The organism is Stieleria sedimenti (genome assembly GCF_025060895.1).
Lineage (GTDB): Bacteria > Planctomycetota > Planctomycetia > Pirellulales > Pirellulaceae > Stieleria > Stieleria sedimenti.
Window position 1 is genome coordinate 1 of record NZ_JANZKV010000312.1, and the last position, 26853, is coordinate 26853.

Here is a 26853-nt window from a genome sequence, read left to right on the forward strand (position 1 = left end):
AACGATTTCGGTCTTTTAGTCAAAGAAAAAACGATTCGATCACGCAACGCCGGTCACATGGGAGGCGTGGGGCTGATGATCAACGCGTGGGCCACACGAGATCAAAACGCTGCAACGGGTTCGGCGCGGATGACCTGCGGCCAGAACATCTCAGAAGCTGGCGTTAGCCTCCGCTGTCCATCCGGCCGATCAGGTTCGCTGCAAACAGGAGCACCGGTTGCTATCATCTCATGCCTGCGCGATGCAAACGCCGGGCCGAACACTATTGCCCCTTTCCCCTTTATTGATTTCCCCTTTATTGAATAGTTGGAAGTGGCAGAATGATCCGGGGCAGAATGATGTACTGACCGCTGTAGATTGCAGAGCGAGTCTCAAACGGCTACCCCATCATTCTGCCACTCCATCATTCTGCCATCTCCGACTCGTCATGGCCGCCGTTTTGCGACGGCAGCGACGCGACATTGGACAGCCATCGTCCGCTCGTTGCTTCACAGCTGTTTCGATCAATCGATGGGTGAGCCGTTGGATTGCCGCCTCGTCAGCAGGTCACGCAACTCTTGGTCCAAACGATCGGTGGCGCCGTCGGGATCGTACCACCAATCGCGAGACCAGACGCGGAGGATGTTCCAGCCCAGGTTCTCGAGCACCCATTGGCGTGTCTTGTCGCGGTCGCGTGCGGTGGCGGAGTTGCGATAGTTTGCTCCGTCACATTCAATGCCCGCCAAGTAGGTGTCTGGATCACTGGGGTCACGGACGGCCAACGCGATGCGAAACCCGGACACGCCGACTTGCCGCGTCACATCCCAGCCACGGCTGCGCAGCCGATCGGCGATCGCGGACTCCAGCGACGGAAGACTGCCGGCCGTGTCTTGCGACAAAGGACTCGATGGGACCGATGATGATTCGATGCGTTCGAATTCCGTGGTCCCCTTTTCCGCGAAGGCTAAGAACGCTTTCAAATCCCGAACCCCGCGCGATTTGGAATTCTCCGCCGGCAACTGATCCGCGGTGAACGACGAAAACACGATCAACTCTTCGCGGGCCCGAGTCACGGCGACGTTTAACCGTCGCTCTCCGCCGTCGCGATTGAGTGCCCCAAACGTCAACGGCACTTTGCCCGATTTCCCGGGACCGAAGGTGATCGAAAACAGCATCAAGTCCCGCTCGTCGCCCTGAACGTTTTCCAGGTTCTTGACGACGGTCGGTTCGATTCGATCGTCGCTGAAGAACCATTCGAGCGTCGGGTCATCGCGTTGGGCCTGGTCGAACAGATCCTGGATCAAGGTTTGTTGTTGGCTATTGAACGTGACCACGCCGAGCGTCTTGCGATCCTGTTCGGGCAATTCCAGCCATCGTTTCATCCGCGCGACGGACTCGGCGACGATCGCTTCGGCTTCGATCGGATTGGTGCGTGTCTTCCCGCGGTCGTACTGCGAATGCGGCAGGTGCCGCAGCGTGACGGCGCTGTCGGTGGTTTCGGGCGACGGGAATGTGACCAGTTTATTTTCGTAATAGTGATGATTGGAGAACGCGATCAGCGATTCGTGTCGACTGCGGTAGTGCCAATTCAATTGCAAGGTCGGCAAACCGGACGCTTTCGCCTCGTCGAGAATGCTTTCCAAATCGCGTTCGTAATCCTCCAGTTCCTCATCGTCTTCGTCGTCGTTGGATTTGCCAAAGAAGTTCGTCGGCGGCAATTGATTCGGGTCGCCGACGATGATCGTTTGCCGTCCGCGGGCGATCGCGCCGATGGCATCCCAGGTCGTGATCTGTGACGCTTCGTCGAAGATCACGACGTCAAAGGGCGGTTGGTCGGCGGGTAAATATTGTGCGATCGAAAGCGGTGACATCAACAGGCACGGGGCCAGCGAGGCGAAGTGCTCGGGCATCATCGAGACAAGTTCGCGGATCGATTTGCTGGGACGTTTCAATCCGATCTGGTGGCGAAGCAGGCCCAATTCCGACTTGCGCGGCACTTCGCTTTGATCGGGTAAGCGATGGGCCACCGATTTTCGCACCCGACCGGCCGCGGCACTGCGGGCCTTGGCATCCAATTCGATGAATTCACGGATCGTGTTCTCGTGTTGAAATCGCTGGAACTCGCGCAGCACGTGGTCTGAATCAATCATCTGTGGCAGCCACCAGCGGACGTACGCCAGGCGAAACCGATCGGCAACTTCGTCACAGGGAATTCGGCCCTCTTCCGTCGCGGTGACAATCGGCGCCAAGCCGACTTCGCACGCGCGTCCGCGAACGGATTGCCACGCCGTCCAGCGTTGCAGTTTGGTGCGGCTGGCTTGAATCCGCCGCGCCATCTCGACCGAATGGGTCAAGCAGTGGGTCGATTCGGTCGGGTGCGCGCGACTTCCGGCGACGTGTTCGAATCGACCCGCCGCGGTATCGAGCTTCACGAAGTCGTCCGCGTACTGTTTTGCCGCCTGAAACAACGGAGCATCTGGCGAGCGTTTGCGCAAAAACGGTTCCAGCGTCTGACGTAGTGTCTGGAACTGGGACGCCGCTTCCGCGTCGGGCTTGGCAACCCGACGAATGACTTGCAGCAATGCCTGACAACGCTGCAGATGCTGGCCGATGGATGCGGTCGCCGAATGTCGGTGCTGCCAGAGGTGGTCGCGGCTGGCGAGCGGGTTCCGGTCAATTCGCGTGATGGCTTGCTGCATGTCGCGGATGGGCGCGAAATCGTTCGGCGGATCCGCAACACCGAGCTTGGCAATCCTCTGCAGCGACTTGATGACGGCTCGTTTGCGCAGGTACGACATCGGCCAGTACGATGCGACGGCGGTGTTCCAGTCCTGTTCCAACTGGTCGACGGGGATGCGCCGCAAGTTGTCATCGTCGAAAGTCAGGGCACACTCGGCGGCGGCGCGATCAAAGGCGTTGATCGCATCGTCCAACTCCTTCAGGTGTTCGGGCAGATCATCCAGCTGGTCGTCAAAGACGGTGCGAAAGTCATCGTTGACCGTCTCGGCCAACTCGACCGCAAGCTGATGCAGATCGCGTAGGTATGAGAAGGATGCGTCGGCGGGTTGTTTCGTTTCCTGCAGTCCCAACGCGGCGCAAAAACGCTGCAGTTCGGGGCGGAAATCGTCGATGGCCTCGACCAACGGTTCGCATTGATCGAGCAGTTCCCGTTCCCAGTGCATCGACCATTCGGTTCTCGTGACCGCGTCGAGCGGATCCATGTCGATGACGGAGGCGTAATGGAGCGAGATTTCATTGGCCAGCGTTTCCAGATGCCGATAGGCGTGTTGGTCATGCTGGTCATGATCAGGCCAAGACAAGTCGGCTGTTTCGAGCGATTGGCCGGCGACGGAGACCCCGATGGCTTGATAGGCGGTCCAGCCATTGGACGCCTGGCGATGAAGTGCTTGGACGTAGGCGTTGAGCTGGTCGCGGGAACGTTGCAGATCTTCGTTGATCTTTTTCCACGGGGTACGACGTTTGATTCCGCCGTTCTGCCATGCCTGGTCAAGTTGGTGCAAAAAACGTTTGCGTTCGGCTTTGTTGCTGTGCAGTTCGACGCAAAAATCACCCAGGCCGTTTTGTTCCAAACGACGCTGGACGACGTCCAACGCTGCCGTTTTCTCGGCGACAAACAGGACGGTTTTTCCACTGGCCAAACACTGTGCGATCATGTTAGCGATCGTCTGGCTTTTTCCCGTCCCCGGCGGACCGACCAGCACGAAATCGTGGCCTTGGGCCGCAGCCATCACGGCGGCCAACTGTGACGAATCGGCATCCAACGGGTGAATCAACTCACGCGGTTCAAACCGCCCGTCCATTTCGCCTTGGTCCGGTATCGACGTTTCCACTTCGGGCCGGAACGCGATTTCAGGATTACGGACCAAGTGACGGACGACGCGGTTCTGTTCCAATTGGTCACTGCGATCGACCAGGTCCTTCCACATCAGGTACTTGGCAAAGGAGAATGACGCGAGAGCGGATTCGTCCACGACTTCGAATCCGGGCAATTCACGGATCGCTCGGCGAACCGAGTGAAAGACTTGTTGGACATCGACCCCGTTTTTGTCTGTGGGCAATTCCGATTCGAATCGCGACAGGTCGCAATTGAAGTCCCGTTTCAGCTTTTGAATCAACGTCGCGTTGAAACGAACCTCGTCTTCATGATGTGCCAGTCGGTAAGCCGAATTGGCGTTTCGACGAAGCAGTTTGGCGGGAACGAGCAGCAAGGGCGCACGAAAGCTGCGTGAATCGCTGGGGCGTTCTTTCCAGCGCAGGAATCCGACGGCCAGATAGAGCGTGTTCGAACCGCCTTCGGCCAGGTCGTTGCGTGAACTTCGGTAGAGGGTGACCAGGCGTTTGGCCAGTTCTTCGCCGCCGATCGTCGCACAGACTTCGTTACGTGCCAGGGCCGCGTTGGCGTACTCCAACTCCAAGTCTTCGAGATTAGTTTTTTGGTGGTGGGCGGTGTCACGGCCTGCCGCCACGTTGGCGTCGGGCAACGAAACGAGTTTCAGTTTTTTTCCGTCGGAGAGCCGGTCTTCCAGCATGGAAACTTCGGGACACAAAAATGGAATCGTCTGCTTGGTCGACTTGAAGTTCAGCAGTCGATTTCGCAGCGTCAGGTCCAGCAGTTTTCGATGCCAGCGATCGATGCGCCCTTCCGGTGTCGTCGGTTTCGGTTCAAGCGGTTCGTCAATGGTTGAGTGGACAGACGGTGCTGCGGTCGATGGGGGCAGCGAGAGCGTCGGTGCAGAGGGGGCGTCGCCAGTCTCGGTGGAATCGGCCAGTTCGGCGGTGGAAGGCAACGGCTGGATCTTGACCATCCGCGCCCGTTCCACATCGATCGCCGCGACGAAGCGGTGTTCGACGGATTCGGCAAGCTGTTGCACTGCGGCTTTGATCGCATCGTCGAACGATCGGGCCGGTCGTTGTGTGACGAGCGTGGTTTCAAAGACGATCAGTTCTCCCGAGGTGATCGCCTTGCGGACTTCGCAGCAGTCCGATTCGAGCAGCTGACCGAAGCAGGATTCGACCAGCCAAGCACCGACGAAACAGTGGTCGTGTTTCATCACGATGACCGGATGAAGTCCGACGGCTTCGATCGCCGATGCAAACAGCAGAGAACTGTCCAAACAGGTCGCCAGTCCGTCGCGCAAGACCGTCGACGGGGGACGCGTCTTCTGGCCGCGTGATTCAAAACTCTTGGGCGGATTGGCGTACGTCAATTGTTTGGCCGCGATGGCCGACCAAAGTGCCGAGACCAACAGGTGGGCTCGCTCGGGATCGTGGTTTTGGTAGCCGTTCATCGACGGCGAAAAGCCGTTCTCGGCGAGGATTTCACCGGCTTGTTTGAGCAGTCCCGCGACGGCGGGATCGTTGGGCATGACGAAGGCCGACAACAATTCGCCCATCGCCAGCACGCCACCCCATTCATCGCGGGCCAGCACGCGGAGTTCCGCCGCACGTTGGCAAAGCACCGTGTTCGCGTCGCACAAAGTGAATCGAACTTCGCCCCGCTCGGCTTCATTGAGTCGGTTCAGATAGCCCGCATCCAGATGGATCTCGTTGTCATCGAGCGTCAACGTGGAGTCGGGATCGATGCGGTCGATGACCCATGTTTTCGGTTGGATGAAACCGGGCTCGGAATTCAATTCCAACCGTATCTGAGCCAGCGGAGTTTGAGACCGATTGTGGACACGCAGCTGACGCAGAACCGGGACAGAATTTTGGTAGCTGGCGAAGTTGACGCTGCGGGACAGTTCGAACTCGATCGACGTCGAATGGTCCGTGTGCGGTAAATCATCATCACTGACATCCAGCGAAGACGCTGGGTCGGTCGAGGAGGAAGTCATCGAAAAAGCCCGTGCGAGGGTCCTGAATCAATTGATTCGCGGTACAAGTCGATTGCCGCAGCCGAATTCTACGCTCTTGCATCGTGGGGACGAGGATCCGACGACGAGGATCCGATGCGTTTTCAAGCCCGGGGCGGGTTTTTCCGATTAAGGAGATTGCGCGACGGGGAGGGTTCGCTGTGGCAAGGATTCGCTCAAGGATCATCAATCGACCCTCCCCTCGCTGCGCTCGACCCTCCCTGCCAGGGAGGGTTGCTTCTTCACTTGGTGCGTAGGGGCTGGAAACTCGAGCGACCGCACGGGGCTGTCCGCGGACCGAGATTGAATGGGCCCACGGATGGCAGCGCGAACCCACGGATGTGGGGCCGCTCGAATCCGAGGGCTTGACGGTTTCCGTGCTTCGATTCTTCGTGGGATCAGCCATTGGGCGCCAGCCCAATGCCATCTACTTTGGCTCCAAATGTGTTAGCGGAACGGCGCGAGCCGTCCGGTTGCGCTTCGAAAACACCGTGAAAGACCGGAGGGCTCGCGCCCTACCGCTAACAAAAAATACCCCGCTTGGCGTCAAAGTTGATGGCATGGGGCGCCAGCCGACGGGCACGCCATCGTTCTGCCCCGAATCGTTCTGTTATCCCTGCCCCTCAATCCAGCGGCTGCTTTTCGAAATCGTCTGGGTTGACCCATCCGGCGGGAAGTTTTTCGCCGGACATGTAGCGCTCGTAGAAGCCCGCAGTGCTGGGGGACGTGTACTCGTAGGTGTCGAAGATGTCACCGTTGCCGAACATCCGTGGATCGCCTTGCGCTTTCAACTCGGATTGCATCTGTTGGCGGAGTTCGGAGAGTTGATCGGCGAACTTCGGACTGGTCGCCAGGTTGTTGATGCAATCGGGATCCGCGGCGACGTTGTAGAGTTCTTCGGCTGGACGTTTGCCGAAACAGAGATTCCAGAACGTGGTCGCGGTCCCGCTGCGACGCAGTTGCAAGACTTCTGTTTTCGTCGCCCCGCCGTCACAGTTCAGGTAACCCGTTTCGGGATTGCCGCCCGGCCATCGATCGGTGGCGTAGTTGTGCAAGTACAGCAAGTCGCCTTTTCGAATCCCGCGAATCGGGTAACCGCCACGGTTGGGGCGACCGATGTCGTGGCGTTCTTTACCGACCAACACATGATCGCGACCGGCGACGGGACCGGTGGCTTGAAAAACGTCGAACAAGTCGCGACCGCTGGTGGGTTGCATGATCGGGCCGAGCGAAGTGACGCCCGCTGCCTTCAAAAAGGTTGGCGCCAGGCCGGCGAAATCGACGAAGTCATCGACCGCACGTCCGGGCGTCTTGATCCCAGCAGGCCAACGGATCGCCAGCGGAATGTGATTCGACTCGTCATAGGCTTGGCCCTTGGCACGTGGGAACGGCATGCCGTGGTCACTGGTTGCGACGATCAGGGTGTTGTCCAGCTGGCCGGCGGCTTGGAGCGCATCGAGAATGCGTCCCAGATGTTGATCGTAGTGTTCGACTTCGATGGCGTAGTCCAACATGTCGTTGCGGACGGTTTCGTTGTCGGGCCAGTAGCCGGGCACGTTGTCGATGTCGGTCAGTTTCTTTCCCAGTCGCACGCCTGATCCGTATTCATACGCCCGGTGCGGTTCGGTGGTCCCATACCAGAACACCCAGGGTTTGCCTTCGGGCGCATCGGACAAGAAGGCTTCGAAGTTTCCCGCGTAGTCGTTGTTGGAAATTTTCGGCGTTGGCGGTTTGGCCTTTTTCTGGGAATAGGCTTTGCCGGTGATCGCGCGGCGGTTTCCGTCGGCGTCGTTGGCGATTCCCGGTCCCCAGCCCTTTCCGGTGAACCCGGCAAAGTAGCCGTCGGCGGCCAGGCGTTCGACATAGCCACCAAATTTTGCCGGGAAGTAGCACATGTGGTTGCCGGCTTCTTCGAGTTGCCACGAATAACGCCCGGTCAAAATGATCGCCCGCGAGGGGGCGCATTTGGCGTTGGGGGTGTAGGCGTTGTGGAACAGCAACCCTTCGCGCGCGATGCGGTCGAAGTTCGGTGTCTGGACCCACGGGCATCCGTACGCGCTGGCGTGGCCGTAGGACCAATCGTCCGCGATCGCCAACAGGATGTTGGGGCGGGCGGCGGGGTCGGCATGGACGTTGCCACCGAGTCCTAGACCTGAAATCAAGAATAAAACGGCATAGAGATTACGGATCGCGTGCAACAAAGTTTTCATTCTTAAACGGACCGCTTTTAAAGAGGGAATTGTCCATCGTTCAGTGCGATTTCTACGAAGCGGACAAGTTCTTCGCCACCCTTTTCCCACACCAAATCGCCTAATTGTCGAAGAGTTGGTTCGTCAAACGGTTTCTCACCGGCTTCAACAATGTTGGTGAAGTCCGCTGTATCCAGCAGCTTTTTCTTTCGCAACCGATGCGGTGAGATCATCGCGGCGTATTTGCATGCCAACGCAGCCTCGACGGTTGGGATCCGAAGTTGGGTCCGCTCGTCCGTTGACACACAGTTTTTGATAATGGCCTCGTGAAGGGCACCCCACGGCAACATCAGATCGATCACCACCTTGGGTTGGGCTTTCTCGTCCAAGTCGCCGGGATCTTTGAAGCGGACGACGAATTCCATTTCTGCAACGACCAACGTCGGCCAGCGTTCCAAGATCGCTTTGACGGCTTTTTTCTTTTGGCTGTAGGGCACCAGCACGTCGACGTCCTGGGTCGCGCGCGGGTCACTCATGTAGCCGACGTACCCGTGCAGCCCCATCAGCACCCAGTTTTTGACGCCACCCTGCTGCAGCGCCGCACAGACTTCGCTTGGTTTAACATCCATGGAATCCGGCCGGTGAAGTTCGCGGTAATCGGACGTGATTTTTTCGCTGACCCGTAGCGCGTCGGCATACGACGGCGGACGCCAGGGCGGGGCGTCGGGCGGCGCCGGCACGGCCCGCATCGCCGCTTCGCGGGCGGCGAGAAAGGCCGGGTCGGTGAAGTCAGAAGGGGCCGGATCGGCCATGAAAGCGACTCGTTTCGGGGCGTGAAAAGCGAGACACGATTCTAACAGAATCGGCCGGTTCAGATGGGAGAGCATTCCGTATGGAAAATAGAGAATGACCGCTCGACCCTCCTGCCAGGAGGGTGGCTTTAAAACTGCATGACCTCGCTGCGAGGGAAGATGATGTACTCCGGGGGACGCTCACGCTCGCGTCTGCGCGGTCTCATTCGATCGTCGAATCGCCGTCGTCTTGGGATTTTCGTTCGCGGCGTTTTTGCACGATCGTCTTGATCTTGGCTTCCCGCTCACGCAGCTTTTTGACCCGCGCCTCGTACTTTTCTTCGCGTTTTTTGAGTGCCCGATAGCGGCGCTTCACGCGGGCGGCGGCGGCGCGAATCTTGTCGCGTTTCTCTTTCAGCCGGGCCCGTTCGCTGGCCGACAGGTCTGGATTCTGAAGCTGCTGTGTCAATTCCTGTTCGGCTGCTTCGACGTCTGCCACCTCGTCATTTTCGATCAGTGCCGCGGTCTCGTCGTCGGCCTGTCGTTGTGCTTTACTTTGGAACAGGCGTGGCGAGAGAAAAATCCCGTTGGCAAAGATCATCATCGAACCGAACGTGATCATGCCCAAGAAGATTGCGATGGAGGCATGCACGCCGACGGCAACGGCCAGCACAAAAGGACGCGTCACCCGTGGCCAGACGAGCGCGCAATAGAAAACTTCCCAAAACAGCGTCGCGTTGGACAGCGCCGAGATGATCGCCGGGTAGCGTGATATCCAGGTCATGTCCATCGACTGGTATTCATAGTTCGACACGGCGTACCAGACGGCCGTTCCGTTCCACCAGGTTTCGCCGCGCGCCTTGGACAACCCGCCGAACAGATAGATCACGCAGAGATGCAATTGCAGCAACCGTGTACCGATGTTGGCCGCGATGCTGGGCGAATCATCGGGCAACATGAACCGCCAAAACGCGGAGGTCGCACATTTGTCGACCCATCGTTTTCGAATCAAGGCGTCGACCGAGAATCGGCTTCCGCACGGCGTCAACGCCAAGTACATCGTCGTGTAGGTGACGATCTGGTCGAGCCCGAACAATGCGCCGGTCAACCGATGCAGGTACATCAATTGGAAGAACAGGGCCAGCGGAATGGTGATCCGCGTTCCCAGTCCGATCATGTACATCGCCGTCACCAAGAGCGTGACGCCGTGATGCAGCCAGATCACCGTGGGGCTGTCGAAGTACCAGAGGTAGCTGCGTGCCCAGTCGCTGGTGCCGAAGGCGCCGTCGTGCAGTTGACGCGCCATGTCATTGCTCATCCAAGCGTCGGGTCCGACAAACGCCAGCAAGTCGCTGGCCAGGACGACATGACAGTACAGCAACATCGCTCCGGTCAGGATTCGCAGCACGCACAAGGTGTGGGGACGCGTCGGGGTAAACCAAAATCGCTCCCACGCATCGCCCCATCGGCCCAGCGCGTCGCCGAATGTTTCATCTGTGGAGCCTGCCGTCGCCGCACTGCCACTCATGATTGGGGCTCCGGTTTGTTGATGGACGGTTCGGACGATGCTGCGTCCGAAGCTGGCGAATCCGAGGTCTGGCCCTGAAGGGAGTTGGGAGTGGCGCCGCCGCCGTCGCCGACTTCGGGGGCGGGGATCACTTCCGTGGTCACCGGGGCGGGGGCGATTTCGTCACTGAAGACCGGTTGGTCGAGCAAGACGTTGTACAGTCGGGGATCGTCGAGCGCGATCGGTTCTTCGGTGAACTCTTGCAGGCCAGGCAATCCGTGCTCCAAGCGACGGATGGCGACGTCGCGCCCCTCGTTGACACTTCTTAAATGATCGACCATCGATTGTCGGATCCATTCGTAGCGTCCGCGGCGCTGTTGCCAGAGTTCGGCGGCCGCGCGATCCGATTCGAACATTTCATTGGGAGGTCCGGGAGGCCAGTACGAATCATTCAGAAATTCTGCCAACATGAAATGTCGGTGATAGAGCAACCGCGGCCATTGATCGTTTCGATCCGGATACATCCGCTCGGTCAGCGTGCCGTCGGCGTTGGTCGATGCTGCTTGAATCAGGTGACTCGGTCCCGGATCGGGGGCGAAGAACGCATAGCCGCGGTCCATGTGCAGGAATTGGCCGTAACCGGCGAACGGTCGAATCAACGTGCCGACCAACGGCGAGGGACCATCCAGGCTGAAGGTTTGAAATGCCAGCGGTGGCAGCGCGACCGCCATCAGATGGAACAGGATCAGCCCGCTGGCGATCAGCTTCCAGCGTCGCGGGGCGGCTTCGTCGGCCGGCTGATCGAGCGGTCCATCAGCCTCGTCGTGGCCGGCGAGGGGCTCGGGACCCGACGAAGCGTCTCGTTGAGTGCGGTTGCTCGGACTGCGTCGCTTGGACATCCGGATCATGGAAACTGGAGAAGACGGGAGCGTCCCGGGGGGAAGGGGACGTCGAAAAACACGCTACAGACTAACCAAGCCGGCACGGATTTGTAGAGACGCCGGGCTTGGCGGGGCGAGTAATCTACATAAAAAAACGCCTGATCGGACGGGGCCGATCAGGCGCTGAGAAAAACGGGTCGTTGATTTCGAAGCCGCGTCTAGCGTTTCGCGACCGCCGACGTATCGAAGTCGAATGTCAGTTCATTCGTGCTACCGGCGACGACGTCAATCGTTCGTTCACGCGAAACCCGTTGACCGTTGACTTCAGCGGTGACGCGCACGGTGTAGTCGCTCCAACGGTCGCCGGACTTCAGTTGAGTCGTGCGGAACGTTCGGATCGAGCCTTTTCCGTTGGTGTCGTTGCCGGCCAGATTGACTTTGGCGCCCGAGGGCACGTGCAATTTGACGACGGTGACCGTGGTCGGCTGAACCGGAGCAACGCTGGCGCTCAAGTCATCCGCGGCGGGTTGGGCCTCGGTCGGCGGTTCGAACACGATGCGTTCGTTGTCGCCGGGACGAAGTTTCACTTCGCGGGTTTCCGTTTTCGTTTCGCCTTCGTGGTCATAGGAGACCTCGACGACGTACGTGTACAGGTAGCCTTCTTTCAGACCGCGCGACATGAATTGGCGAACCATTCCATCGCTGGTCGTCTTGTGGCCGTTGACCAGCACGCTGGCTGCGTCGTGGGGCACGGCGACGGTCAGTAAGGCTGCGTCGTCGTCGAGCGCCGGTTTGACCGATTCGTAGCGATCTTCGTCCGCGGCCGTCGTCCCCGGCTCGTTGTTCGACTTGGTGTTCGCGACTGAGTTCTCCAGCGGCGTGTACTGCTGATAGGACGACTCGATGGATGAGGACTCGTAACCGGCCATTGCGACGGAGCTTGAACGGAGGCGGGTCAAGGGGACCGAGTAGCCGACCGCGGGAGACGCGTAGGCGACGCCACCGGACGAACCGCCGCTGCTGCCGCCGGACGAACCGCCGCTGCTGCCGCCGTATGAACCACCGCTGCTGCCACCGGACGAACCGCCGCTGCTGCCACCGGAGGAGCCGCCGCTGCTGCCCGCGGCACGCCGAGCGTCGCGGTTGGCATGGATGCGGGCCGCGAGGCGACGCAAGGGACCGACGTAGCCGCCGGAGGAACCGCCGCTGCTGGCGTAGCCGCCCGAGGATCCATAGCTGCCACCGGACGACGCAGCACCGTACAGGGCCACTTGCCCTCCGCTGCTACCGCCCGAGCTCGCGTAACCTCCGGAAGAGCCTCCCGAAGATCCGCCGGCCGCGGCTAGGTCAGAAAAGCCTGCCGCAGCGATCAACACTGCCAAACAGACCGAAAATCGAAAACGCGTCATAGTTGTAAATACCCTCCGATCCCGCTGATAGAAGTTTGCCGGACTCTCCGGCAGACCGTGGTAGGATAGCGGTACAAATGGGGCAATCAAGCAGATAAGGTAAAATTTGAGGTCTGCGTGCTTTTTGACGCAATCGCACATCGGCTTCGGCGGCGACCTGCCGACAGCGGCGGTTGGGAAACGCCACTCGGAATGAAACGGGTGTTCACTCGCTTGGCGGTGGATCTAAAAATCACGGGCCCTTCTTCAAAGGATTCACCCAATCGAACACAATCCTGCCGGCATTCCCCTTGGACGTGATTTTCCCACCCCAGTTTTCTCCGACGGATTCTTTTCGATGACCGATGTTGCAACACCCAAACGCGTGCTCTCGGGGATCCAGCCCACCGGTCGTCCGCACTGGGGCAATTACTTTGGTGCCATCCGTCAGTACATCCAACTGCAGGAGGAGAACGACGGTTTCTATTTCATTGCGGACTTGCACGCGTTGACGTCGGTCCGCGATGCGGCGCAGTTGCGGCAAAACGTGATGGACATCGCGCTCGATCTGCTGGCCCTCGGCTTGGACCCAAAGCAGGCGACGTTGTTTGTTCAGTCGCATGTTCCCGAAGTCAGTGAGCTGTGTTGGATTTTGCTCAGCGGCACCCCGATGGGATTGCTGCAGCGCTGCGTGGCCTACAAGGAGAAGGTCGACAAGGGGATTCCCGCCGACGCAGGGTTATTCACGTATCCGGTTTTGCAGGCGGCCGACATTTTGGCCTATGACAGCCAACTCGTGCCCGTTGGCGCCGATCAGGTCCAGCACATCGAAGTCTGCCGGGACATCGCCGGACGGTTCAACCACCAGTACGGTGAGACGTTCGTGATGCCCAAGGCCAACGTGCTCGATGACAGCGCCAAGGTACCGGGAACCGATGGCGAAAAGATGAGCAAGAGTTACGACAATACGTTGCCGTTATTTGGTGAGGTCAAGCCGATTCGCAAACAGATCATGCGGATCACCACCGACAGTCGGCCGATGGAAGAGCCGAAGGAACCGGCCGGGGATCATTTGTTTCAACTGTACAGCTTGTTCGCCGACCAGGGGCAGCGCGACGAGATGGCGGGGATGTATCGTCGCGGCGGTTTCGGTTACGGCGAAGTCAAAAAGGCGATCGCCGAAGCGAGCGAGAGTTATTTTGCCGACGCCCGCGCCCGGCGTGTCGATTTGGAGAAACATTTGGACTACGTCCACGAGGTGCTGCAGGCCGGTGCGGAGCGTGCCCGAACGGTGGCCGCCGAGGTCTTGTTGCGCGCCCAACAGGCATCCGGGCTGAAGTAAACTACAGGGGTGTCCATTCGCCGGAGTTTCGTCCGGACATCCTTTTGTCGCCTGGATAGCCATCCCCATGTCGATCGTTGCCACGGGCACTGAAATCGTCGAAACGGTGCGGATCGCCAAAATGATTGAAACGCACGGTGAGCAGTTTCTCGAACGCGTCTATACCGCCGACGAAATTGAATACTGTGTCCAAACCGCCGACGCGCCCGGCCACTTTGCGACGCGTTGGGCGGCCAAAGAAGCGGTCATGAAAGCACTGCATTGTCGACGACGTGGTGTCCGTTGGAACGAGATCGAAGTGGTCGTTCGCCCCGGCGCCGGCCACGAGATCGTGTTGAGTGGAAACGCGCTGCAGTGCGCCAACGAAAACGACATCGCGGAGTTGCACTTGAGCGTCTCGGCCTGTCGCACCCACGCGGTGGCCCACGTGATCGCCGAATCGTGACCGCCGTTTGATGGGGGGTGGCGACGTTGCACGACCGGAGGGCTCGCGCCCTGCCGCTAACAAATATCGGCGGAAGTTAGCGGAACGGCGCGAGCCGTCCGATGTCCGTGTTGCACGACCGGAGGGCTCGCGCCCTGCCGCTAACAAATCTCTGCGGAGCCGTCCGGTGAAAGGTTGACGGAGCACTGGGAGCCTATCCCCCACGCTATTGCTGCAGCAGTTTTCGATACTTTTCGATTTGCTCGTGCAGGTGCCATTCGTCGGGTTCGTCCAACAGACAAGCCGACTCGATCGCCAACGCTTCCTGGGTTCGGCCGAGCAGATACAGCACTTCGGCGAGCGTATCGCGATAGATCACGCTGTCGGGTTCCAGCAGGACGGCGCGCTCGGACAGTTCCAGGGCTTCGTCGAGGCGTCGTTCGTTCATCGCCGCCGCCCATGCCAAGTTGTTCAACGCCGTGGCATCGGTGCGGAAATGTCGGAGCTGTTCCAGTCCGTGATCGATCAGGCGATCAAATGCCGAATCGGCGAGTTGATCCAAACCCGCTTTTCGAAGTTCGGGCAGCATCCGTTCGCCGTAATCGATGTTGATCGGATCGTACGATTCGATTTGCTCGATCGCATGACGGGCCAACGATTCGTCCGCGGTTTCGATCGCGTGTTGCAGGAACGTTTTGCGAACACTCAACGGGACGGAGATAAAGGCGGTGTCGTGGTACCGGGCCGTTTTTAATAATCCCAACACAGCCAGGTCGCTCCATTTGACCGCATCGTATGAATCGATCTGCAACTCGTTCAAGGCGGCCGGATGGGTTTCTTTCAGATCTTCGATCAAGCCGACGTAGGTGACCGCGACGCGAAAGAAATCGGGCGCGTCTTCACCGCCGAAACTTGCCGACACGGCGAGTTCGCGGAGCGTTTCGACGGCCAAGTCGTGCTGTCCGGTTTGTCGCAAATGGTCCGCCAGTTCTTTGCGGAAATTCATCGAAGGAGACGTCAGCATCAGACGCAGTCGGCTTTCCAATTGGTCGGCGATTTCGTGATGGCCGGCGCGTTTGGCCAGGATCCAACTGCCGACGATCGATTTGGCGTACGACAGCCCGTGATCGACGGTGATCAATGCATTGGTCGGCGTGTACTGGGCGGATTGGCGGGCGACTTGTTGCCAAAGTTCTTCCGCGGCCCGATTGTCACCCTGTTCGGTTTCTGTTTCGGCAGACGAAATCAACGCGTCCAATTCACGGGCACGCGTCAACGCGGCGAGGCCTTCGCGGGCGAGTTCCACTTGGCCTTGGCGAATGAACATGTCGACGATGTCTAGATCTAGTGAGATCTGTTCGACCTGCAGCGTGCGACCGCCGCTGCGTTTGCTCTGTTCATCGTGCAGCAACAGTTCCAACAACGATTTAAAGTCGTTCGAGTCACCAAACCCGTCGGGTTGTTTGCCCCGGAACAATTGGAACGTGATTCGGAATCGTTCGCGGAAATCAGTTGCCGGTCGGATCAGATTGATCCGATCGAGTACCTTTCGAAATGCCTCGGATTCGGTGTTGAGCGCTTGGGCGATGATGTACTGGCTTCGCTGGGTCATCGCATTTTCTCCGGGCGCGACCGCGATGTCGAGCATCCAGTCAAAGCGATTGATCAAATCAAGTTCGACAAGCGTCTGCTCTCGCAGCGAAGCACCGTAGGGAGAAATGATCACTTGGCGGGGCGTCAAACGACGGTAAATTCGCAAGGCGTTGTCCGTGTCACCGATGTTGACCAGCAGTCGCGCCAAGGAATACAGACGCTCGATCGAGGGTGCGATGGACCCGGCCGGCAAGTTGGCTTGATCGACGTATGCGTCCTTGATCCAGCCGTCCAGGTCGCTGGCGATTTGTTCCAGCGGATACCCACAGAGCTGTTCGGCGCGTCGAAATCGGGACGCGGCGCAAGCGACTTTGGCCGCGGCGGCAGGGTCGCGCGCGGCCATCACGTCGATCGCCTGGTCGACGCGGGCGTGCATGGCCAGGGCCCGCCAGCGGAGGTCACCGAGGGCGTCCGGCTCGTTCGGCTGGATCGCCGACAGTTGCGATTGGGCCAGGTCAAAGCGGACTTGATCACCCGTGCGGGCGGTGGCGGCCAGGGCCCACGCGTAGGCTTCGATGCGCGCTTCCGGGGTCGTGGCGGTTTTTGCGTTTTCGAAGGCGTCGTCTGCGATCTCTCCCCAGCGGTCTCCCAACATTCGAGCGATCCGCAACACGACAGGATCACCGGTCGCTCGGGCATGGGCGATCGCTTGATCAACGTCGCCACGCAGCATCGCGAACTGTGCCAGACAGGTTGCTCGTTCGGCCGGGCTCCACAGCGAAGCGGCCGTGGGCAGCGAATCGGCCGCGGGCAGCGAATCGGCCACGGGCAGTGGTTTGGCGTCGTTGCTGGGCTTGGGCTCGGCCGGGTGCAGGTAGTGTTTCAAGTCGCGCCAGGCGGTCGCGACGTTGCGATCGATGGCGACCGCGTCGAGCAGGTTCAACAGATCCGCTTCGGTCCCGGCGGCAAACGCTTTGTCACAGTAGAACGGATAGCGTTGGGACAACAGCGTCACGACACGTTGCTTGATCTGATCGAACTCAATCGTCCCGGCCGATTCTTCGACCGCGACCAGGACGGCATCAAAGGCGCCTTGTTCCAAAACCGATGCCAACGCCGACGGGTTGCCTCGATCGAGCAGCAGTTCGGCGGGACCTTGGGCGACGCCGGGCAGCGAGGCGCTGCGCCACTGTTTGAGGATCCAAGCGGCGCGCTCGGCGACTTCGGGATCCGGGTGGCGAGCCGCATCTTGGACCGCTTGTCGGGACTGTGTCCGCAAACGCCACATCTCCAGGGTCGCACGTTGGCGATCGACGTAACGATCTCGGGCCAGATTGCGGGGCTGGTCGAGTGACCCGGGAAACCGCGTCCCGCGGTCCGCTTCGGCTCGTGTTTCGGTGGCGCCGGGTGGCGCCGGGGGTGTGTCTTGCGATTGGACCGGCAGCGGCGCCCACGCGATGGCCACGGCGAGCAGGCCGGTGACGACGGCGAGCAGGCCGGTGACGACGGCGAGCAGGCCGGTGGCCAGCCCCGACGCTCCGCCGAATCGCTTTGAATTTTGCAAACGCTGGAGTCTCATTTCGACGATCGTCATCAATTGGGAGTGGATGAGCCGGTGTTTGCGGCCCGATTCGTTCGACTGCTCCGCCTGGAATGCACCGCGACCAGCGGTTCCTCTGGTATGATTTCACCACGTCCATCATAACAGATGAATCCCTGATCTCTCAGGCGATTACCCCACCCCCGCCCCCATCTCCGCTTTCCCAGCTGTTTAGAGGAATCCCGCCATGCGGTCGTTTCGAATCGCGTTCGTTCTCTTTGCCACCGCGGCCTTATCGATCGGTGTCCCATCATACTCAATGGCCGAAGACGATAGTCCGTGGCCGCAATGGCGTGGCGGCAATCAAAATGGCGTCGCCGCGGGGGAGTCCTATCCGATCAAGTGGGGCGAGAAATCCAATATCGCGTGGAAGACGACTCTGTCAGGTCTGGGCGGCAGCACGCCCGTCCTGGCCGACTCCAAGGCCTTTCTGACCGAAGGGGTCGAGGGGCAGAACACGCTGCTGGCGATTGATGTGCACAGCGGCCAGCGGGTCTGGGAGATGCAATTGGGCAACGATCGCGGAAACAAACATCGCAAGGGCGGCGGCAGCAACCCGTCGGCGGTCACCGATGGCAAGGCCGTGTACGCTTATTTCCGCAGCGGAGATTTGGCCTGCGTCGACTTGGACGGCGAGATTCAATGGCAAGTCAATCTGCAAGACAAGTTTGGGGAGGACACGCTGTGGTGGGACTTGGGTTCCAGCCCGACCTTGATCAACGATCTGGTCGTCGTCGCGGTGATGCAGTCCGGTCCCAGCTACCTGGTGGCCTTTGACCGGGCGACCGGTGACGTGGCCTGGAAGGTCGATCGGCGACTGGGGGCACCCGAAGAGGCGGCACAAAGTTATGCGACGCCGATTGCGTTGAAAGATCGCGATCTGATCGCCGTGATGGGCGCCGACCACTTGACCCTTCACGCGGCCAGCGATGGTCGTCAACTGGGGCGCGTCGGTGGATTCAACCCTGATCAAGACAAGCGTTTTCGTTCCATCGCGTCCCCCGTGGTGCAAGGCGATTTGATCGTTTGTCCGTACTCACGCGGGGCCACCGTCACGACCTGTCGAATCAGTGACGTCGTCGCCGGCAAGGGACGCGACAGCATCGTGTGGCACCGCGACGATCTCGGCAGCGACGTGCCGACCCCCGCGATCGATGGCAATCGAGTCTACTTCATCGCCGACGGCAAGACCGCCAAAGGCACCGTCGCGGCGGTGGAACTGGAGACCGGAAAGACCATTTGGACGGTGCAGTTGCCGAAGTCCCGGATCGGGTTCAGCAGTTCACCGCTGGTGGCCGGAAACCATTTGTACGTGACCAGCGAAGACGCTACGACATACGTGGTCGGTCCGCTGGATTCCAGCAGCCCCGAAGTCGTCCAGACCAATCGCCTAGCCGACAACGAACCGTTTACGGTGGCCAGCCCGGTGCCCGTCGAGGGCGGCTTGCTGCAACGCACCCGCCACGCGTTGTACCGCATCGGCGAGTGATTGCGATGCTCCACTGTTCCGACGTCGCTGGCGTCGCCTGACGGCAGCCTCGGCGGGATGGGGGAAGCAGAATGATGGGGGAAGCAGAATGATGGGAAAGCCGTCTGATTCTGGCTCGGCGAGTCGGAGCGGTCGGAACATCATTCTGCCCCGTATGATTCTGCCACTTCAAACCATTCTGTCTTTTCGCCTTTGAAAATACGTTCGCAGCGAGCGGACGGTTGCGACGCTGCCGCCGTCAACTTTCACCCGCGCTGTGCAGCTAGTTTGGGCCGGCGACCTGACGCTGACGTTTGGCTTCGTACAGCAACACGGCGGCGGAGACGGAGGCGTTCAAGCTGTCGACGTTTCCCGCCATCGGAATTCGAATCGCATCGACGGTCACGTCGTCGCTCTGCCAGTGATCGCCGAGCCCGCGTGCTTCGCTGCCGATCACCAGCGCCAGACGTCCCGTCAGATCCGCTTGCCACAAGGGACGCGACGATTCAACGCGTGCGGCACAGATTCGGTACCCGAGCTCGGCCAGCCATGCTTTGGCGTCCGGTTCGTCGGCCGTGGCCGAGGGCACCGAAAACACCGCGCCCAGGCTGTTGCGAATCGCGTTCGGATTGAAGCGATCGGCTGCGGCGGGACACAAGATGACGGCATCGGCTCCGGCCGCGTCGGCACAGCGAAAGGCAGCGCCGATGTTGCCCGGTTTTTCGATCTGGTCCAGGACCAAAACCAGTCCAGCGTCCGGCAGCCGCAATTCGGACAGACCCCACTCGGGGGCGGCGAATTCGGCGACCACGCCGCGCTCGGATTGACCATAAGCGATTTTTTGCATCACCGTTGGGCTGACGTCGACCAACGCCCGCGCCGCCGATTCGGTGACGAAGCGTTCGGCGTCGGATTGCGGGTGCGCAGATTGCCCGTGAGTCGGCGTCGCATCGCCGCGGCCAGCAACCACGTAGATGCCGATCGCATCGAGCCCCGATTCGATCGCCCGCTGCGTCTCGCGCCAGCCGTCGACCAGCACCCGCCCGGCTCTCCGCCGCGCGCGGTTGTCCCGCATTTTGACCAAGTGTTTGACGGTCGGGTTACTGGTGCTGGTCAGCAAGTGTCGAGGCAGGGGCAAGAAGAAAAACGGATCGAATCGGGGGCCGGGACCGAGGCATCCGGGTGTGCCCGGCCGCGCCGGGAAGATAGTATCACGGATCCGGCGCGACGACAGGGCCATGTCACCGGGCGGTAGGGCCATGTCGCCAAGCGGTAACGAGCGGAACGATTTACGGGACGGATGATGAACGCTTCAACAACGACGCCTTCCACAGCGAACTCTTCTTCAGCGATTCAGTGCACCCCGGTGCGGAGCTGGTTCGACCGCCGTGCGTTTTTGAAACTCGAACGCGAGCTGTATGCGGGCGATCCGAATTGGGTGACGCCGCTGTGGAGTGAACGCAAGCAGCTTTGCGGATTCGGTTCGCACCCGTTTTACAAGGATGCCGACAGCCAGGCGTTTTTGGCACGCAAGGATGGCCGGGTGGTCGGACGCGTGGTCGCCATCGTCAACCATGCCCACAACCGGCACCACAAAGAACAACGCGGGTTTTTCGGTTTCTTTGAATGCATCGATGACGTCGATGTCAGTCGCTGTCTGTTTGACGCCGCGGCCGATTGGTTGCGGCAGCAGGGGATGACGGACGTGCGTGGCCCGGTCAATCCGAGTCTGAATTACGAAGTCGGATTGCTGGTCGACGGTTTTGACACGCCGCCGACGTTTCTGATTCCCTACAACCACGCCTACTACGGTAAGTTGATCGAAGCGTGTGGGTTCGAAAAATGCCAAGACGTGTTTTGTTATGACGCCACGATGGATCAACTGGCGACCATCGATCCCAAGTTGAAGTTTATCATCGAGGAGTCGACGAGGCGTTTCAAGGTCACGTGCCGCCCCATCGATCGCGCCCGATTCGACGAAGACGTTCAGGCGTTTCTGAAGATTTACAATGAGTCGCTACAGCGGACCTGGGGCTACGTTCCGATGAGCCGGGAGGAACTGGAGCATCAATCCAAGCAGTTGAAACTGTTGATCGTTCCCGAACTGACAAGTATCGCGGAGATCGACGGCGAGCCCGTCGGTGCGGGATTCGGATTGTTGGACTACAACCAGTTGCTGATTCAGATGAACGGACACTTGTTGCCGTTCGGATGGCTCAAGCTGCTGCGGGGAAAACGCAAAATCGACCGCTTGCGGTTGGTCAGCACCAACGTCTTGCCCAAGTACCAAAGTTGGGGGCTGGGGTTGGTGACGTTGGCTCGGATTTTGCCCGACGCGATCGAGTTCGGAATCCATACCGGCGAATTCTCCTGGGTTCTGGAGAGCAATCGCCTGTCCCGGGGTACGATCGAGCGTGGCGGGGCGCAAAAGATGAAGACTCAGCGGATCTACGACCGAAAACTCTAAGGTGGCGTAAGCTTCCAGCTTGCGAAACCGTGGCGTAAGCTTCCAGCTTGCGATTCCGTGCGATGGCAAGCAGGATGCTTACCCCACTGCCCGCGATGGCAAGCAGGATGCTCACCCCACGTCTAGCCATCGAGTTGATGACAAATCATACTCGCGTCTCGATTTATGCCTTCCACCCGCTTCTCCTCGAATGCCACCTTCCACTGCTATGCCGCACGAACCCATCGTGATCACTGGGGTAGGGATTGTCAGCGCGATCGGCATCGGGCAAGCCAATTTCTTTGAGGCACTGCTGGACGGCCGCAGCGGGGTCCGGTCGCTGGCCGACAGGACCGATGGGGAGGCGACACCGGGGGCCGGCGATGCGATCGATGGCGTTTGGGTCGGGGCACCGATCGTCGATTTTCAGCCCAAGCAATACGTCAAGCCGCGTAAGGCACTCAAGGTGATGTGCCGTGAAATCCAGACGGCGTTCGCTTCGGCCCAGCTGGCGATCGAGCACGCCGGGCTCTCCGATTCGATTCCTGCGTCGGATGCCGGCGAGATATCCCCGCAACGACTCGGCACGGTCTTCGGCAGCGAGATTTTTTTTAATCCGCCGGAAGAACTGGCCGATTCGATCCGTGGCTGCCTGGATGAGTCGGGGCAGTTGCATCCGGAGCGATTTGGTGAAGTGGCGCGGCGCGAGGTGATGCCGCTGTGGATGTTAAAATACCTGCCCAACATGCCGGCCTGCCAAGTCGGGATTTCGATCAATTCTCAAGGTCCCAATAACTCGCTGGTCCTGGGCGACGTCTCCGGCCCGGCGGCGCTGCTGGAGGCGGAATCGTATTTGCAGCGGGGGATTGCCGACGTGGTGCTGGTCGGTGCCACCGGGACCCGGATCGGCTCGACCCGCATGCTGTACCATCGCGATTCGCCCGTCCCGGTGCGTGGCGAGCTTGCGATCGAAGATCTGTCTCGGCCGCATGATCCTAGCGCGCCCGGCGTCGTCGGTGGCGAAGGTGCCGCGTCGTTGGTGGTGGAAACCCGTCGGCACGCCGATCGCCGCGGTGCACCGGTACTGGCCACCGTGCTCGCGACGGCGTCGCGGTTCAGTGCCACCGACGCCCTTCGCAGCGGTCAACGCGTCTCGGAGCTCGATCCACCGAACTCGCGGCAGGCCGGTACCGCCATCCGCTTGGCGATCCAGGCCGTATTGGATCGGTCGGGGGTATCGCCCGGCCAGATCGGGCTGGTCGCCAGCCATGCGGTCGGGGACCGTCAGGTCGATGCGGGCGAAGCGGCCGCGCTGGCCGAAGTCGGGGTGGCGTGCCCGCTGGTGGCGGTTTCGGCGTCCATCGGACACACCGGCGCGGCCTCGGGAGTGATCGAGCTGGCGACCGGCGTGCTGTCATTAGCCGGTAAAACCATTCCCCCGACGCGGCACGACGGCACACATCCAGAAATTCAATTTCGTCAGATGCCGGGGCCGCTGACGTCGCCTTATGTGCTGTGCCTGTCCCACACCACCGATGGCAGTGCGATGGCGGTGCTGTTGGGCTGAGAGTGATTGCTGTTGTGAGCCGTGACGCGTAAGCGGCCGGGCATCCTGGCGCTTACCCGAGGCCTTACGGCCAGCGGTTGCCATTGAGTCAACAGATCCCGCTCGATCGACAAGCCGTTGGCTTGCACTGCGGTAGTGCGGCAGACTACCGTCCAGTGCAACGTACGTTGGGTATGATGGTGGGTATGATGGTGTTAGCGGAACGGCGCGAGCCGTCCGGTTTCGGCTCGAAAGACCGGAGAGCTCGCGCCCTACCGCTAAGAAAGACACCCGCTTGCCGTCAACGTCAGTGGCATCAGGCGTCAGTGGCATCAGGCTATGGCCGGCTGGTTCCGGCCTGACAGGCTGGAAGCCTGTCTCACTTGTGGAAAAGAAAAAGTGAGAGTGCTGGGACTTGAACCCAGGACCATTCGATTAAAAGTCGAATGCTCTACCAACTGAGCTACACTCTCATCGCGACGTGGGGTGTAGCCCGCGTCTGTCATCGATGACCGCAAAAATGCTAAGGAATTGACGGCCACCAAATTTTTTTGAGTGTCTCCGTGGGAGACGCTCAAGCGGAGCGGACAGGATTTGAACCTGCGGAACGGTTTGACCCGTTCACCGATTTAGCAAACCGGCGCTTTCGACCACTCAGCCACCGCTCCGTACCCACCGTTTTTCGGTGACTCGGTGGGTCTTTCTTGAGGCGAGATTGTGCGTGATAGATCAATTCTTGACAACCCATCGTTTGGCCTTCCCCGGGTGGAAATCATAGAGATTCAATCGGCCGGCCGGGTTCGGGCCATTTTGGGACGTCCCATTGCGTGTTTGGACGTTTTTTTGAGTTGACCTTGACCGGTTCGGGCGATCGCCAACAGTGTTGACGACCTGAACCCCACACTTGCCGCGTTTTCCCGCTGACGACCGACGCCACGATGCTGACAACGATTTCACACCACGCGATGGCGGCAGACTTCTCGGTGTTGCTGGCTGAATCCGACGCCCATCTGGTCGAGGCGGCGTTCGAAGCCCTGGAGTTGCTCGACCGGATCGAAGCTGATTTGACGGTCTATCGCGAAGACAGCGAGATTTCGCAGGTCAATGCCGTCGCGAGTGAGCGTCCGGTCACGGTATCCGAAAGCACGTACCGTTTGATCCAACGGTCGATCGCATGGAGTGAAAAGACGGCCGGCGCGTTTGACATCACCGCCGGCCCGCTGGTGCGGGTTTGGGGGTTCACCGAACGGCGGGGACGAAAACCGACCGCTGCCGAGGTCCAAGCCGCGGTCGCCCAGGTGGGCTACACCGCTGTCCGGCTCGACGACGAACAACGCTCGGTCGCCTTCGAGCGGCCGGGGATGGAAGTCAACTTGGGAGCGATCGGCAAAGGATTCGCACTCGACGAACTCACCAAAACACTCAACGCTCGGGGGCTGCAGAACTTTCTGATTCACGGCGGCGGCAGCAGTGTGATCGCCCGCGGGGACCAGGTCGCCGGCAGCGGCCAAGGCTGGGCCGTGGGCATTTCGCATCCGACCAAGCCCAAGCTACGTTTGGCCGGCATTCGTCTCCGCGACGAGGCGCTGTCGACCAGCGGTTCGGGTAAACAATTTTTTCACCACCGCGGGCGACGCTACGGCCACGTGATCGACCCCAGAAGTGGGTATCCGGCCGGCGACCTGCTCGCGTTGACTGCGATTGCCGACAATGCCACGGACGCCGAAGCGTGCAGCACCGCGTATTTTGTTTGCGGCATCGACGCGATCACGGCGGCCGCCGAAAGCGATCCCGATTTGCCGCGGATGATCGGCGTTCGCTCGGAAAACCGTCAGGATAGCGTCCGTGTGCTGCCGTTTGCGGAGTTCGAGTGGGTTGACCCGCCCGCCGACGACCCCTCGCACTGAAATCAGTCTGGACGCCGTTGACGTCGGGATCTTAGAAGGCAGACAAGAGAGTCAAGACCGGCGTGATGCGATGCCGATGAACCGATCGTCAGCCGCCCGCGCGGTCCCCTTTTTTGAATAATGAACGGATTCAACACATGAATATGAATTTTTTTCAGTGGCTTCGGGAAGGAGTGCGCCAGTCGGTGGTTCTCGGCGTCAGCGATGCCGTCGAGCAAATCGGTCTACCGGAGACGGAACAGGACGTCCAGCCTACCCTTGCTGCGTTGCTGGGAAATGATTCTGCAACGACGACGACGACCCCACGCCGCAAGACGACCGCAGCCGGCCGCAAACGCCTCGGCAAATCGCTCAAAGAAATGAACCCGAGCAAGTAGTGCAGCGTCGGTTCGGCCCGGTCACAGGCGACCGCTGGACGATCCTGCGCGAGTGATGACGCAGCCGAGCCACCATTGACCCGCCCCAAGCGATCGTCATTTCAACGGAACGTACAGCTGCGTCACCAACGCCTCGGGCGGAGTGTTCTCGGGGCTGTTGGCGTAGAGTTCCACGCCGGGCAGTTTTTTGTTGACCTTGCGTTTGCAGGCTCGCAAATTCTGGTAGGCCGCCGCCCAGGCGTTGCCCAGATGTTCGTAGCGTCCGGTATGGGTGACGTGCATGGCGCTAAAGTCTGGCAGGGATCGCGCGATCAAGCCCGGCGGCGTTGCCGTGCCTTCGTCCACCACCATGCCGCTGGTGTACGACAGTGTTTTTGTCTTGAGGTCCATGTCGTCGTAAACCGACAACCACTGGCCGTCGGTCGCGACGCCGCTGGCCTCAAGCGATTGGTGGACCTGTTTGAACGTGTCGTCCATCGAGGAACCGATGTCTGCCAACGTCGACCGACCGGATTTTCCGACGATGACGTAGGGCGGTGATTGAGCGATTCCGTTGACCACGGTTTGTGATGCGACGTCACCGGTCTCGATCAGTTCTTTCAGCATCCGCAGCCCGCGGTCGAAATCCATGCTCAGCACGTTCACCATCATCGACTTCATCCAGAACATCAAAAACGGAAGTGACCCCTGCATCTCCCAGCGGACCCGCGTCACTTCTTGGCCGTCTTCGTCCCGGGATTTCTTGACCTCGAAATGGATCTTGGATTGCGACCGCCAGGGACGTGTGAAACGCAGTTGCGCGTGCATGGTGCCGATCGATTGAGCCGCGGTCGGCCGATGCAGGTCCTGGTGCTCCATTTCGCCTGCTCCCACGACGGGGCCGTCCCAGCTGTATCCGCCACCCACCGCGGTCGGATCGCCCTGGAGAGTGACCTTGGCGTCTTTGTCGGTGAGCAACCAGGGGGACCATGTTTTCCACGTCGCGAAATCGCTGAGGATGGCAAACACGGTCTCGGGATCGGATTTGATCTGCGCCGTTCGTGATACGGTGAAAGCGGGCATGCGATGAAGCTCTCGGTCGTGCCTGGGGCAATCGTGGCGGAAGTTGTCAGTTTAGCACGAAGGACCGCGTTTCGATGGGGGCAAAACGATGGTGGCAGAATGATGGTGGCAGAATGATGGTGGCAGAATGATGGTGGCAGAATGATGGTGGCAGAATGATGGGTAACGGTGTGAAGTATTTGTTTTCTGTGTTTTACGAGGTGTTAGCGGCAGGGCGCAAGCGGGCTGTCGATTTAGTCGATGTTCCGAAATCAATGCCATGATGACAGCCCGACGCGTGAGCGAGGGGCGCCGCGTGGCTCCTTGCTAACGCGTGCGGGCTTAAATCGACAGCCCGCAAGCCCTCCGATTCCTCATCGTTACCGAAAGACCGGAGGGCTCGCGCCCTACCGCTAACAACTGCTTCACAGCGTTATCTGATGGGAAGTCAGAGTGATCGAATGGGAGAACGACGGGTGCGTGAGGGGCGTTGCTTGGCCG

At 60.1% G+C, this 26853-nt stretch carries 17 protein-coding genes and 2 tRNA genes; 8 read left to right on the forward strand and 11 right to left on the reverse strand.

Features of this window, described 5'->3' with window-relative positions; all coding sequences use genetic code 11:
- A partial coding sequence (locus NZK35_RS31590) for a hypothetical protein (protein ID WP_259636525.1) occupies nucleotides 1-306 on the forward strand: 306 nt, incomplete at its 5' end.
- Between the two features lie 197 nt (nucleotides 307-503).
- On the opposite strand, the gene NZK35_RS31595 is transcribed toward NZK35_RS31590, so the two are convergent.
- From NZK35_RS31595 to NZK35_RS31620, 6 genes are all read right to left on the reverse strand, one after another.
- A complete protein-coding gene (locus tag NZK35_RS31595; protein WP_259636526.1) occupies nucleotides 504-5834 on the reverse strand; it encodes a DUF4011 domain-containing protein in 5331 nt (1776 codons plus the stop codon).
- 641 nt (nucleotides 5835-6475) lie between these two features.
- On the reverse strand, nucleotides 6476-8062 hold the full coding sequence (locus NZK35_RS31600; RefSeq protein WP_259636527.1) for a sulfatase family protein: 1587 nt from the start codon (nucleotides 8060-8062) through the stop codon (nucleotides 6476-6478).
- A gap of 17 nt (nucleotides 8063-8079) precedes the next feature.
- Nucleotides 8080-8853, reverse strand: a complete 774-nt coding sequence (locus NZK35_RS31605) for a hypothetical protein (protein ID WP_259636528.1) — start codon at nucleotides 8851-8853, stop codon at nucleotides 8080-8082.
- Nucleotides 8854-9055: 202 nt separating this feature from the next.
- Complete coding sequence (locus NZK35_RS31610) at nucleotides 9056-10360, reverse strand: HTTM domain-containing protein (protein WP_259636529.1); 1305 nt, start codon at nucleotides 10358-10360, stop codon at nucleotides 9056-9058.
- Nucleotides 10357-11238 carry a hypothetical protein gene (locus NZK35_RS31615; protein ID WP_259636530.1) on the reverse strand — a complete coding sequence of 294 codons (882 nt, stop codon included), beginning with the start codon at nucleotides 11236-11238 and terminating at the stop codon, nucleotides 10357-10359. Before NZK35_RS31615 ends, NZK35_RS31610 begins: the two co-directional genes overlap by 4 nt.
- Nucleotides 11239-11438: 200 nt before the next feature.
- The gene (locus NZK35_RS31620) at nucleotides 11439-12629 is read right to left on the reverse strand and encodes a TIGR03000 domain-containing protein (protein ID WP_259636531.1); all 1191 of its coding nucleotides are present in this window, start codon (nucleotides 12627-12629) and stop codon (nucleotides 11439-11441) included.
- Nucleotides 12630-12966: 337 nt separating this feature from the next.
- Here NZK35_RS31620 and trpS point away from each other — a divergent pair, with 337 nt between their 5' ends.
- A complete protein-coding gene (trpS, locus tag NZK35_RS31625) occupies nucleotides 12967-13950 on the forward strand; it encodes a tryptophan--tRNA ligase (protein WP_259636532.1) in 984 nt (327 codons plus the stop codon).
- Nucleotides 13951-14017: 67 nt separating this feature from the next.
- Nucleotides 14018-14395 (forward strand): holo-ACP synthase, encoded by a 378-nt coding sequence (gene acpS / locus NZK35_RS31630; RefSeq protein ID WP_259636533.1) that lies wholly within the window; start codon nucleotides 14018-14020, stop codon nucleotides 14393-14395.
- A 205-nt stretch (nucleotides 14396-14600) separates the two neighbouring features.
- Here the strand turns inward: acpS and NZK35_RS31635 are convergent, their stop codons facing one another.
- Nucleotides 14601-17546 (reverse strand): tetratricopeptide repeat protein, encoded by a 2946-nt coding sequence (locus tag NZK35_RS31635; protein WP_259636534.1) that lies wholly within the window; start codon nucleotides 17544-17546, stop codon nucleotides 14601-14603.
- Between the two features lie 208 nt (nucleotides 17547-17754).
- On the opposite strand from NZK35_RS31635, the gene NZK35_RS31640 reads away from it, so the two are divergent.
- On the forward strand, nucleotides 17755-19056 hold the full coding sequence (locus NZK35_RS31640; protein WP_259636535.1) for an outer membrane protein assembly factor BamB family protein: 1302 nt from the start codon (nucleotides 17755-17757) through the stop codon (nucleotides 19054-19056).
- Nucleotides 19057-19318: 262 nt separating this feature from the next.
- On the opposite strand, the gene NZK35_RS31645 is transcribed toward NZK35_RS31640, so the two are convergent.
- Complete coding sequence (locus NZK35_RS31645) at nucleotides 19319-20296, reverse strand: TrmH family RNA methyltransferase (protein WP_259636536.1); 978 nt, start codon at nucleotides 20294-20296, stop codon at nucleotides 19319-19321.
- 39 nt (nucleotides 20297-20335) lie between these two features.
- On the opposite strand from NZK35_RS31645, the gene NZK35_RS31650 reads away from it, so the two are divergent.
- Both NZK35_RS31650 and NZK35_RS31655 read left to right on the forward strand, forming a co-directional pair.
- Entirely contained in the window at nucleotides 20336-21502 is a 1167-nt protein-coding gene (locus NZK35_RS31650) for a GNAT family N-acetyltransferase (RefSeq protein ID WP_407699860.1), read from the forward strand.
- A 208-nt stretch (nucleotides 21503-21710) separates the two neighbouring features.
- Nucleotides 21711-23048 (forward strand): beta-ketoacyl-[acyl-carrier-protein] synthase family protein, encoded by a 1338-nt coding sequence (locus NZK35_RS31655; protein ID WP_259636538.1) that lies wholly within the window; start codon nucleotides 21711-21713, stop codon nucleotides 23046-23048.
- 379 nt (nucleotides 23049-23427) lie between these two features.
- On the opposite strand, the gene NZK35_RS31660 is transcribed toward NZK35_RS31655, so the two are convergent.
- Nucleotides 23428-23500, reverse strand: a tRNA-Lys gene (locus NZK35_RS31660).
- A gap of 106 nt (nucleotides 23501-23606) precedes the next feature.
- Nucleotides 23607-23695 (reverse strand) — tRNA-Ser (locus NZK35_RS31665).
- Nucleotides 23696-23965: 270 nt separating this feature from the next.
- Between NZK35_RS31665 and NZK35_RS31670 the strand changes: the two genes are divergently transcribed.
- Both NZK35_RS31670 and NZK35_RS31675 read left to right on the forward strand, forming a co-directional pair.
- Nucleotides 23966-24934: an FAD:protein FMN transferase gene (locus NZK35_RS31670; RefSeq protein ID WP_259636539.1), complete on the forward strand. Its 969-nt coding sequence runs from the start codon at nucleotides 23966-23968 to the stop codon at nucleotides 24932-24934.
- Between the two features lie 137 nt (nucleotides 24935-25071).
- Complete coding sequence (locus tag NZK35_RS31675; RefSeq protein WP_259636540.1) at nucleotides 25072-25311, forward strand: hypothetical protein; 240 nt, start codon at nucleotides 25072-25074, stop codon at nucleotides 25309-25311.
- A 96-nt stretch (nucleotides 25312-25407) separates the two neighbouring features.
- Here the strand turns inward: NZK35_RS31675 and NZK35_RS31680 are convergent, their stop codons facing one another.
- Nucleotides 25408-26373, reverse strand: a complete 966-nt coding sequence (locus NZK35_RS31680; protein WP_259636541.1) for an SRPBCC family protein — start codon at nucleotides 26371-26373, stop codon at nucleotides 25408-25410.
- Between the last annotated feature and the right edge of the window lie 480 nt (nucleotides 26374-26853).